This is a genomic window from Streptomyces sp. NPDC045955, assembly GCF_056430805.1.
In genome coordinates this window covers 319,893-331,023 of the sequence record NZ_JBWKKY010000011.1, presented here as the reverse complement: position 1 = coordinate 331,023, position 11,131 = coordinate 319,893, and the positions used below count along the sequence as shown (strand labels likewise).

Sequence of the window (11,131 nt, the reverse complement as noted above, 5' to 3'; positions counted from 1 at the left end):
TCCCCCCCCCACAGCCCTCTTCTTCCCCCCCCCCCCCCCTTCCCCTCCCCTCCCCCCCCCCCCCCCCCCCGGTCCCCCCCCCCCCCCCCCCCCCCCCCCCCCCCCCCCCCGCCCCCTGGTCTGTCACCTGAGGGGTGCTCAGGAGCTTTGCCCGGCTACGAGTTGATCTGCGTCGTGACCAGGTTGGAGAAGGTGGTCAGCCGGGTGTAGACACCCGGGTAACCGGCCTGCGCGCAGCCCTCGCCCCAGGAAGTGATGCCTGCCAGGACGCCCCCGATGAGCAGGGGGCCGCCGCTGTCGCCCTGGCAGGTGTCCACGCCGCCGGAGGTCTTTCCGGCGCACACCATGTCGCTCTTCACGAAGTCGGAGCCGTAGGAGCTCGCACAACTGGAGTCGGACACGGTCGGTACGGTCGCGGTGCGCAGCTGGTTGGAGGCGCTGCCGTTGGAGGAGGTGGTGCCCCAGCCGAGGATGCGGGCGGTGGTGCCGGCCGCGTACACCGAAGTCTGCGAGGAGGAGACGTACTTCGCCGGCGTGTACGGCATCGACGTCGACAGCGTCAGCACGGCCAGGTCCTCGCCGTTGGTGACGCTGGTGTAGTCCGGGTGGATCCAGATCTTGCTGACTTTGGCGACCGTGCCGTTGGTGCCGTTGAGGTAGGTGCGGCCGCCGACGACGCGCACACTGCTGGTCGTCTCGCCGACCATGCAGTGGGCGGCGGTGACGACCTTCGTGGGCGAGACCAGTGTGCCGCCGCAGAACTGGCTCTGCGAGGCGTCCGTGATCTGCATGACGAAGGGGTACGCGGTCGTCGTGGTCGTGGTGCCGCCGACGATCGGCTGGGGCGCGGCGGCGGCGGAGGGAGCGGCGAGCAGCGCGGTCGCGGCGGCGGCAGCGGTCGCGGTGGCGACGGCGGCGGCTTTCCTGGCACGGTCGAACCCGAACATGGGTCTCCTCGGGGAGTTGCCGGTGGGGGGTCTCGCGAGTGGTGGTGCACGGTGACCCTGACGCCGTTGTTCGGATCTCCGTGTGCCCGGCGAGCGGCACGCGACAAAGCTAGAGCCCGCGACGGCGGGCTCCCAATGAGGGAACCCCCTAAGGGAGTTGGGCAGGGATAACCCTCGGTCGGGCCGAACGGGCCCGGTGGACGCGCCTGGGTCAGGTCGTGCGCCGGCCCGCCGCCAGCCGGACGATGTCCACCCGGGAACGGATCCCCAGCTTCCGGTAGACCCGGGTCAGGGTCGCTTCGACGGTCTTGACGCTGATGAACAGCCGGGCCGCGATCTCCCGGTTGGTCGCGCCCTCCATCACCAGCGAGGCGACCTGACGCTCCATCGCCGCGAGGCCCTCCAGCGCGTCGAGCGCGACGGGCGGCGCGACGGAGGCCGGCTCCACCGCCGCGGGACCGGCAGCGGCGGCCGCGTCGACCTGCCGCAGCCACGGCAGCGCACGGCAGCGCCGGAACAGCCGGGCGGCCTCGTCGTACGACGCCGGCCCCGGCAGGGGAATACCGCCCGCGCGGGGGAAAGCGGCGATCTGAGCGCGCAGCCGGGCCAGTGCGAAGGCGGCCCGGGCCTCCTCCAGGCCGTAGCCCAGCCGGCCGAGCCGGTCCTGGACGGACGTCAGCCGGACCAGGGCGGCCTCGTGCTCGCCGCGGGCCGCCCGCACCAGCGCCTCGGCCCGGTCGAGGACGGCCAGCACGCTCTCCCGGCCCAGCCGCAGCGCGTGCACCCGTGCCGTGTCGATGACGTCCTGGGCCTCGCCCGGTTCGCCGACGCGCACCAGTGCCTCGGCGAGGTCGCCGTGCCAGCGGCCGCGCGCCGGGTCGTTGATGCCGAGGCCCTGCTCCAGCTCCCGCACCCGGCGCAGCGAACGGACCGCGCCCGCCGGGTCCCCGGCCACCGACTGGGCGTAGCCCAGGGCCGCCAGCGCCCGGGACAGATACATCTGGTCGCCGTCGACCTCGGCGTGGTCGGCCGCCTCACGGGCGAGGGCCAGCGCCCGGTCGACGTCGCCGGCGGAGGCCTCCGCGAGGGAGGCGAGCATGGCGGAGGCGCCCTCGCCGATCCCGGCGTCCCGGGCGAGCCGCAGACTCTCGCGGGCCAGGTCCAGGGCCCGGCCGCAGTGCCCGGAGCGCAGTTCCGTGTCGGCGAGGAAGCGCAGGAAGTGCACCTCGCTCTCGACCATGCCGCGCCTGCGCACCTCGCGCAGCAGCGCGGTGATGGTCGACCGAGCCTCGGGCAGCTGGTCGCTCATGATCAGCCAGCGGAACCGGGCCGAGCCGGCGCCGTTGTGATGGCAGGCCACATACGGGTCCTGCGGCTCCTTCAGCGCCCGCTTGACGGTCGCGGGCGCGTCCGGGTGGCCCATCAGGGTCTCGGTGGAGGCCTGGAAGGACAGCGCCATCAGCTCGGTGCGCCGGTCCGCCCCCCGGGCGGCCAGCTCCGCCGCGTGCGCGGCCTCCTGCCGGGCCTCGGCGAAGTCGCCCTCGACGACCAGGCCGCGCCAGGCCAGCTGGTAGTGGACCAGGGCGAGCAGCCGCGGGTCGTCGCCCGCGTCGGCCAGGGCCTGCGGGAAGACGGCGTCGACGTCGCCGAGCGCCTGCCCGGCCGCCTCGATGACCACCATCCAGGCCCGCACCCGCTCCGCGGGCACGGTGGCCCGGGTCAGCACGTCCCGGGCGATGTCCCGGGCGAGGTCGGCCTCGCCGGCTGTGATCGCGTCCTCCGCCGCCTGGAGGCGCCGCTCGTCCGGACCGGGCGCGCTGTCCGCCGGGGTGTGCCGCGCCGCGAGCAGCCCGAGCGAGGCGGCCACCGACGGCGCCCCGCGGTCCCGGGCCAGCGCGGCGGCCTCGGCGAGGCGGGCCGCCACCTCCGGGTCGGTGCCCGTGGTCGCCAGGGCCAGATGCCGGGCCCGCTCGATCGGGTCGGAGGCCGCCGTGGACAGTGCGGCGTGCACGGCCCGCCGCTCTTGCGCCGGGGCCTCCGCGTACAGCGCGGCCGAGATCAGCGGATGCGCGAACCGTACGGCGGGGCCCTCCCCCTCGGTCGCGAGCAGCCCGAGCGCCGCGGCCTGGGCGGTCTCGGCCTCGGCGTGCTCCCGGCCGGCCGCGTGCAGCAGCGCCAGTGTGGGACGGGCACCGGCGCTGGCCACGAGCAGGGTGCGGCGGGCCTCGTCCGACAGCATCTCCAGCCGGCTCAGCACCAGCGCCCGCAGCGAGGTGGGCACGGGCAGGGGCTCCCCGGGCCGGGGCCGGGTGGGGCTCTCGGCGAGGGCGCGGCCCAGTTCCAGCGCGAAGAGGGGGTTGCCGCCGCTGGTGCGGTGGATGTCGCGGATCGTGGAGCGGGACAGGGGGGTGTAGCCGCGGTGGTCGAGCAGCGCGGAGACCTGCGTGCGGGACAGCGGGCCCAGCCGGACGGCGAGCGTGTCGGGCGGGGACGCGCGTAGATGCCGGTCGTACTCCTGGCCTTCGGTCCGCACCGCGCACAGCATCTGCACGGGCGTGTCGCCCAGCCGGCGCGCGGCGAAACCGAGCAGTTCGGCGCTGGCTGCGTCCAGCCACTGCAGATCGTCGGCGACGACCAGCACCGGGCCCTTGGCGGCCAGCGTGCGCAGCGCCGACAGCACGGCGAGGCGCAGCGCGAGTCCGTCCCTCTGGAGGGTGGATTCGCCGCGCCCGGTGAGCGCGGACTCCAGCGCGGTGCGCTGGGCGGCGGGCAGCGCACCGGAGACGTCGTCCAGGACCAGGCCGAACAGATCGGCCAGCGCCAGGAACGGCAGGTGGGATTCGGACTCGGTGGCCGAGCAGCGCAACACGGTCCGGGCCGCACCGGCGTAATCGGCGGCCAGCGCCCGCAGGACCGTCGACTTTCCAATTCCCGCGGGGCCGTGGAGCAGCACACTGCCGCCTCGGCCGAGCTGTTCACGCGCCGACGTGAACAGGTCCTCCCGGCCGATGACCACGTCGGGGCGGCTCCTGGGAGGCTCCTGGAAGTCCCGTGGCACGGTCACCGCTCCCCTCCGTGTGGCGTGTCCTGGCCAATATTAGGCAACAGCTCTTTGAATTTCGGACGGACGGCGTGGTGAGGGAAATAACAACGGAGGTCCGAGCGTGAATTCATCGGTCTCCCGAATGCGGCGGAACACGGCGGTGGCGCCCGGTCGGGAACCCGTCGGCATATCGAACGGCAGGGGCAGCGGAAAAGCATCACAAACCTACGGCAACCATCCCGCCCGGCGTGCCGCGACCACGGCCTCGCCCCGGGTCCGGGACCGCAGCTTCCGCATGGCCGACCGCAGATACCCCTTGACCGTCTCGGGCGTCACCCCCAGCCGCTCGGCCGCGACCGCGTTCGTGGCCCCCGCGGCGACGCACGCCAGCACGTCCACCTCGCGGGGCGTGAGCCGGACCCGGTCCGACGGTGTGGTATCGGCCGTGAGCAGGGCACACGCGTTGAGCAGCTCGGCCCTCAGCCCGGGATCGGCGATCTTCGGGGCCAGCGCCCGCAGCGCCGCGTGCGCCTCCCGCACCTGCTCGCGTCCCGCGCCGGCCCCGTCCTCGGCGGCGAGCGTGCGGGCCTCCTCCCGCACGACCAGCGCCCGCTCCACGTCCCGAGCCGCCTCCACGGCCTCGTCCAGCATGCGCCCGCCCAGCGGCAGGGCCGTGCGCAGCGCCCCGTACAGCACCCCGCGCACCGAGTGCCGCACGATCACCGGCACGGCCAGCACCGAACGCAGCCCCTCCACCGCGACAGGGGCGTCGTACTCGTGGCTGATCTGCCGCGACACCGAGTAGTCCGTCACCACGCACGGCCGGGCGAGCACCACCGTCTTGCCGCCCAGCCCGTTCCCGGACGTCACCACCAGCGAACGCAGGGCGTGCGTCGCCGTGCCGCTCAGTTCGCTGATGCGCATCCGCTGCCCGGCCTCCATCAGGCCGCCGAAGGCGACCGGAAGGCCGGTGGCGCGCCGCAGACGGAGCAGCGCGTTCCGTATCTCGACCGCGTCGGACGCGTCTGCTGTCACCTGCTCGCCCCTTCACTACGGCTCCCGCGCGGGCGCACCCCCCGTTCGGGGGTAGTGAGACCTGCATCACGGATTACACGATGGCTCGGAGCCGCCCGGCAATGGTCCGGTACCAAGGAGGACACATGACATCGGCGACGGAGGCGTTCCGCGGCGCGCGGGACTTCCTGCTGGAGCACCGCGAGGACTACGGCACGGCCTACGAGGGCTTCCGCTGGCCCCGTCCCGACTACTTCAACTGGGCGCTCGACTGGTTCGACGAGATCGCGCACGGCAACGCCCGCACCGCGCTGCACATCGTCGAGGAGGACGGCCGCGAGACACGGCTGTCCTTCCAGGAGATGTCCGAACGCTCCGACCGGTTCGCAAACTGGCTGCGCGCCCGGGGCGTGCGCGCGGAGGACCGGATCCTCGTGATGCTCGGCAACCAGGCCGAACTGTGGCTCACCGCGCTCGCGGCGATGAAACTGCGCGCGGTGGTCATCCCGGCCACCCCGCTGCTCGGCCCCGCCGACCTGCGCGACCGCGTCGAGCGCGGCCGGGTCCGGCACGTCATCGCGCGCTCCGAGGACGCGGGCAAGTTCGCCGAGGTCCCCGGCGACTACACCCGCATCGCCGCGACGGACGCGGGAGCCGTGCCCGAGGGCTGGCTGCCGCTGGACGACGCCTACGGAGCCCCCGCCGGCTTCACACCCGACGCCCCGACCCGGGCCGACGACCCGCTGATGCTGTACTTCACCTCGGGCACCACCGCCCGGCCCAAACTCGTCGAGCACACCCACATCTCGTACCCGATCGGGCACCTGTCGACCATGTACTGGATCGGCCTCAAGCCCGGCGACGTGCATCTGAACATCTCCTCACCCGGCTGGGCCAAGCACGCCTGGTCCAACCTCTTCGCCCCGTGGAACGCCGAGGCGACCGTCTTCCTGTACAACTACACGCGTTTCGACGCCGCCCGGCTCATGGCCGAGATGGACCGGGCCCAGGTCACCACCTTCTGCGCCCCGCCCACCGTCTGGCGCATGCTCATCCAGGCCGACCTGACGCAGCTGCGCACCCGGCCCCGCGAGGTCGTCGCCGCCGGTGAGCCGCTCAACCCGGAGGTCATCGAGCAGGTCCGCCGCTCCTGGGGCGTCACCATCCGGGACGGCTTCGGCCAGACCGAGACGGCCGTGCAGGTCGCCAACAGCCCTGGCCAGCCGCTCAAGACCGGCTCGATGGGCCGGCCGAGCCCCGGCTACCGCGTCGAGCTGCTGGACCCCGTCTCGGGAGCGCCGGGCGCGCGCGAGGGCGAGATCGCGCTCGACCTGTCGGACCGCCCCGTCGGCCTGATGACCGGCTACCACGGCGACGCGGACCGCACGGCGGAGGCGATGGCCGGCGGCTACTACCGCACCGGCGACATCGGCGCCCGGGACGAGGACGGCTACATCACCTACGTCGGCCGCGCGGACGACGTCTTCAAGGCGTCCGACTACAAGATCAGCCCCTTCGAGCTGGAGAGCGCGCTGCTGGAGCACGAGGCGGTGGCCGAGGCGGCCGTGGTGCCGGCGCCGGACGAGCTGCGGCTCGCGGTGCCGAAGGCGTACATCGTCCTGGCGGAGGGCTGGGAGCCGGGCCCCGACACCGCGAAGGTGCTGTTCGAGCACTCCCGTGAGGCCCTCGCCCCCTACAAGCGCATCCGCCGCCTGGAGTTCGGGGCCCTGCCCAAGACCGTCTCGGGCAAGATCCGCCGCATCGAGCTGCGCGAGGCGACGGCGGCCGGGTCGGACGCCGAGTACCGCGAGGAGGACTTCCGGTGAACTCGTACAGTCATGGCACCAGCGGGACGGCTCTGCTCGGCGACACGGTCGGGGCCAACCTGGACCGGGCGGTGGCCACCTGGCCGGACCGTGAGGCGCTGGTCGACGTGGAGTCCGGGCGGCGCTGGACGTACGCGCAGTTCGGCGCGGCCGTCGACGAGCTGGCCTCCGCCCTCCTCGCCTCCGGGGTCGCCAAGGGCGATCGGGTGGGCATCTGGGCGGTCAACTGTCCCGAGTGGGTCCTGGTGCAGTACGCCACCGCCCGCATCGGCGCGATCATGGTGAACATCAACCCGGCCTACCGCACCCACGAGGTCGAGTACGTGCTCAACCAGGCCGGGATCTCCTTCCTGTTCGCCTCCCTCAGCCACAAGACGAGCGACTACCGGGCGATGGTCGACCACGTGCGGGGCAGGTGCGCCGAGTTGCGCCAGGTCGTCTACTTCGGCGATCCGAGCTGGGACGCGCTGCTCGGGCGGGGGACTCCCGGCGCCCGCATCACGGACGACCACCTGTCCTGCGACGACCCGATCAACATCCAGTACACGTCCGGCACGACGGGCTTCCCCAAGGGGGCCACCCTCTCCCACCACAACATCCTGAACAACGGTTACTTCGTGGGCGAGTTGATCGCCTACACCGAGCAGGACCGGATCTGCATCCCGGTGCCGTACTACCACTGCTTCGGCATGGTCATGGGCAACCTCGCCGCCACCTCGCACGGCGCCTGCATGGTGATCCCCGCCCCGTCCTTCGACCCGAAGGCCACGCTGGAGGCGGTCCAGCAGGAGCGCTGCACCTCCCTCTACGGCGTCCCGACCATGTTCATCGCGGAGCTGAACCTCCCCGGCTTCGCCTCGTACGACCTCTCCTCCCTGCGCACCGGCATCATGGCGGGCTCGCCCTGCCCGGTGGAGGTGATGAAGCGGGTCGTCGCCGAGATGCACATGCAGCAGGTCTCCATCTGCTACGGCATGACCGAGACGTCCCCGGTCTCGCTCCAGACCCGGATGGACGACGACCTGGAACACCGCACCGGCACGGTCGGCCGCGTGCTGCCGCACATCGAGGTGAAGATCGTCGACCCGGCGACGGGCGTCACGCAACCGCGCGGCACGGCGGGCGAGTTGTGCACCCGCGGCTACAGCGTGATGCTCGGCTACTGGAACGAGCCGGAGAAGACCGCCGAGGCCATCGACGCGGGCCGCTGGATGCACACCGGCGACCTCGCGGTGATGCGCGAGGACGGCTACGTCGAGATCGTCGGCCGTATCAAGGACATGATCATCCGGGGCGGGGAGAACATCTACCCCCGCGAGATCGAGGAGTTCCTCTACGCCCACCCCAAGATCCAGGACGTCCAGGTCGTGGGTGTCCCGCACGACCGCTACGGCGAGGAGGTCCTCGCCTGCGTCATCCCCCACGACCCCGCCGACCCGCTCACCCTGGACGAACTCCAGACCTTCTGCCAGGACCGCCTGGCCCACTACAAGATCCCGACCAGGCTTCAGCTCCTCGACTCCTTCCCGATGACGGTGTCCGGGAAGGTACGCAAGGTGGAACTGCGGGAGAGGTTCGCGGGCGGGCGGGGATAGCGGATCCGGGGACGTGGTCACAGTGGTGCGCGCATCCACACGCGGGGCCAGCGGGCCAGGCCGCATTCGGCCTCCGTCGCACGGATCTCGCGCAGGCCGGGGGTGAGGTCCGTCTCCGCGAGGGCGCGGAAGCCGAGGCGGGCGTAGTAGGGAGCGTTCCACGGGATCTTCGTGAAGGTGGTCAGGGTCAGGGCGGTCAGGCCCTCCTCGCGGGCGCGGCCGGCGGCGTACGCGAGGAGTTCCCGGCCCGCGCCCGTGCGGACGCCTTGTTCGCTCCGCCGGCTCCGAAGTCCTCGTTCTGCACCACGTTTTCCCCTTCCGCTCGTTCCACGCACTCGTCAGGCGGGCACGCGCTCCGGGTCGGCACCGTCAAAGGGCGGGTAGGTTCGGTCGCTCGTGCGCTCGGCCGCGTCGATGTAGTCGGCGAGAGCGTTCCGGGACCGGGCGAGCGCGGCCATCTGGTCGTCCAGCCGGCGCAGCCGCGACCGCATCGCGGCCAGCAGTTCGGGACACCCCAGCAGCTCCGGGCCCTCTCCGACCGCGCAGGGCAGCAGATACGCGATGTCCTCCGACGATAAGCCGGCGCCCAGCAGGTGGCGGATCTGTCTCACCCGCAGGACCGCGCTCTCGTCGTACTCGCGGTACCCGTTCGTGCCGCGGTCCGCCTCCAGCAGGCCCTGGGCCTCGTAGTAGCGCAACTGATGGGCGTTGACGCCCGTCCGGCGACTCAGTTCCCCGATACGCATCGAAAACCTCACTTGACCTTCACACCGGTATCAACGTTGACGATGCTGCCATGAACAGAACCGACACACCCGTGACAGTCATCGGACTCGGACTGATGGGCCAGGCACTCGCCGGCGCCTTCCTGAAAGCCGGGCATCCCACGACCGTGTGGAACCGCACGACCTCCAAGGCCGACGGGCTGGTGGCGCGGGGCGCTCGGCTCGCACCGACAGTCGGCGACGCGGTCGGGGCCGGCTCCCTGACGATCATCTGCGTCACCGACTACCAGGCCGTGCGGGAGCTGCTCGGCACCAGCGATGTCGAACTCGACGGCACGACGCTGGTCAATCTGACCTCGGGTGACTCGGCCCAGGCCCGGGAGACCGCTCGATGGGCCGAGCAGCGCGGCGCCCGCTACCTGGACGGCGCCGTCATGGCCGTCCCGCCGGCCATCGGCACGCCCGAGGCGGTGATTCTGCACAGCGGCCCCCAGACGGACTTCGACGCGCACAAGCCGACCCTCGACGCGCTCGGCACCGTCACCCACCTCGGTGCGGACCATGGCCTGGCCTCCCTGTACGACGTCGCCGGACTGGCCATGATGTGGAGCGTCCTGAACGCCTGGCTCCAGGGCACCGCGCTGCTCAGGACGGCCGGTGTCGACGCCACGACGTACGCGCCGTTCGCGCAGCGGATCGCCGCGGGTGTGGCCGACTGGCTGCCCGGATACGCCGAGCAGATCGACAGCGGCTCGTTCCCGGCCGAGGTGTCGGCCCTGGAGACCGACGCGCGGGCCATGGCACACCTGATCGAGGAGAGCGAGGCGGTGGGTGTCAGCGCCGAACTGCCGAAACTGTTCAAGGCGATGGCCGACCGCTCGATCGCCGCGGGACACGGTGGTGAGCAGTATCCCGTGCTGATCGAAGAGTTCAGCAGGCCCGGGCCCGCCGACGACTGACCGGTCCGGGTCTGTCAGGGCGCCCGGTTCTCCGTGCCGGTGGCGTCCAGTGCGCCGGCCGGGGCGTTCACCGGCCGCGGCGTGCCGGTGAGGTCGAGGACGAACAGCGGGACGCCGAGGGCGTCGGCGCGGGCCCGGGCGTCGGCCGCGTACCCGGCGAGGGAGAAGCAGAGGCAGTCCGCCGACTCCGTCATGGCCGTCAGCCACAGGCACTCCACGTCCCGCAGGGTCGCGGGGCGCACGGCCGGGTCGACCAGCGCGACGACGCCGCGGGCGGCGAGACCGATCCCGGACGGAGGCCGCTGATCCGCCCGCCGGACGCCCCGGTAGCCGAGCCAGCGCAGATAGAACGCGGCGGCGGTGACGGCGTCGAGCGCGGTACGGACCGGAACGGAACGGAAGGGCGGCCGGGTGCCCGCGGCACCCCCGGTGACCTCGCCACCCCCCGGGACGTCGCCACCGCCGGTGACATCGGCACCGGCACCGGCACCGGCACCGGCGTCTGCGGGGGCAGGGATCCGCTCGGCCGCCGCCGTGTCCCGGCCCGTCGAACCGCCCCGGCCGGCCACGTCCGGCCCCTCCACAACCGGCACCCGCGACACCACCCCGCACGAGCACCCCACCTCCGGCCGCGGCCACTCCCCGCGTCGGCCGCAGGATGCGCACCGCACCGTCACCCAGTCGTCCTGCCAGACGCGATGGGCGACGGGCGTCACCGCGCCTGCGGGGTCGAGCCGCGGGGCGACGGGTGCTCCGCAGACGCACGGGTACGACGGGGCCGTGAAGCGGTTCTCTCGTCGGCAGGCCGGACAGCGCACCGGCACGCTCTCGGCCATGACCACTCCCGTACGGCGTCACATCGGGACAACGCGTCCATCGTGCGCCGGCGAGGCCCTGCCTGTCCGCCGCTTGCCCCACTCTTGACGCCCTTCGCTCACCCCACCTACATTCATTCCAGATAGTAGAAGTTTATTTCCGTAATACGGAAGAGCTCACCGCGGGGCGCGACGGGAGTGCGAATC

At 72.6% G+C, this 11,131-nt stretch carries 8 protein-coding genes and 1 pseudogene; 3 read left to right on the top strand and 6 right to left on the bottom strand.

Annotated features, from left to right (window positions below; all coding sequences use genetic code 11):
- Window positions 1–155 precede the first annotated feature (155 nt).
- The 3 genes from AC07F0_RS24455 to AC07F0_RS24445 form a co-directional block, all read right to left on the bottom strand.
- Window positions 156–947 carry a S1 family peptidase gene (locus AC07F0_RS24455; protein ID WP_478981852.1) on the bottom strand — a complete coding sequence of 264 codons (792 nt, stop codon included), beginning with the start codon at window positions 945–947 and terminating at the stop codon, window positions 156–158.
- 211 nt (window positions 948–1,158) lie between these two features.
- Entirely contained in the window at window positions 1,159–4,011 is a 2,853-nt protein-coding gene (locus tag AC07F0_RS24450; RefSeq protein ID WP_478981850.1) for a helix-turn-helix transcriptional regulator, read from the bottom strand.
- Window positions 4,012–4,215: 204 nt separating this feature from the next.
- Window positions 4,216–5,025, bottom strand: coding sequence for a helix-turn-helix transcriptional regulator (locus AC07F0_RS24445; RefSeq protein ID WP_478981848.1), 810 nt, complete (start codon window positions 5,023–5,025; stop codon window positions 4,216–4,218).
- 125 nt (window positions 5,026–5,150) lie between these two features.
- Here AC07F0_RS24445 and AC07F0_RS24440 point away from each other — a divergent pair, with 125 nt between their 5' ends.
- Both AC07F0_RS24440 and AC07F0_RS24435 read left to right on the top strand, forming a co-directional pair.
- The gene (locus AC07F0_RS24440; RefSeq protein ID WP_478981846.1) at window positions 5,151–6,830 is read left to right on the top strand and encodes an AMP-binding protein; all 1,680 of its coding nucleotides are present in this window, start codon (window positions 5,151–5,153) and stop codon (window positions 6,828–6,830) included.
- The gene (locus AC07F0_RS24435; RefSeq protein WP_478981844.1) at window positions 6,827–8,425 is read left to right on the top strand and encodes an AMP-binding protein; all 1,599 of its coding nucleotides are present in this window, start codon (window positions 6,827–6,829) and stop codon (window positions 8,423–8,425) included. Before AC07F0_RS24440 ends, AC07F0_RS24435 begins: the two co-directional genes overlap by 4 nt.
- A gap of 17 nt (window positions 8,426–8,442) precedes the next feature.
- Here AC07F0_RS24435 and AC07F0_RS24430 read toward each other — a convergent pair.
- Together AC07F0_RS24430 and AC07F0_RS24425 are read right to left on the bottom strand one after the other, a co-directional pair.
- Window positions 8,443–8,685: pseudogene (locus AC07F0_RS24430) on the bottom strand (GNAT family N-acetyltransferase); the annotation flags it as partial.
- 78 nt (window positions 8,686–8,763) lie between these two features.
- The gene (locus AC07F0_RS24425; RefSeq protein ID WP_478981842.1) at window positions 8,764–9,171 is read right to left on the bottom strand and encodes a MerR family transcriptional regulator; all 408 of its coding nucleotides are present in this window, start codon (window positions 9,169–9,171) and stop codon (window positions 8,764–8,766) included.
- A 50-nt stretch (window positions 9,172–9,221) separates the two neighbouring features.
- On the opposite strand from AC07F0_RS24425, the gene AC07F0_RS24420 reads away from it, so the two are divergent.
- On the top strand, window positions 9,222–10,109 hold the full coding sequence (locus AC07F0_RS24420) for an NAD(P)-dependent oxidoreductase (RefSeq protein WP_478981840.1): 888 nt from the start codon (window positions 9,222–9,224) through the stop codon (window positions 10,107–10,109).
- Window positions 10,110–10,123: 14 nt separating this feature from the next.
- Here the strand turns inward: AC07F0_RS24420 and AC07F0_RS24415 are convergent, their stop codons facing one another.
- Window positions 10,124–10,945 carry a hypothetical protein gene (locus tag AC07F0_RS24415; protein WP_478981838.1) on the bottom strand — a complete coding sequence of 274 codons (822 nt, stop codon included), beginning with the start codon at window positions 10,943–10,945 and terminating at the stop codon, window positions 10,124–10,126.
- Window positions 10,946–11,131 lie beyond the last annotated feature (186 nt).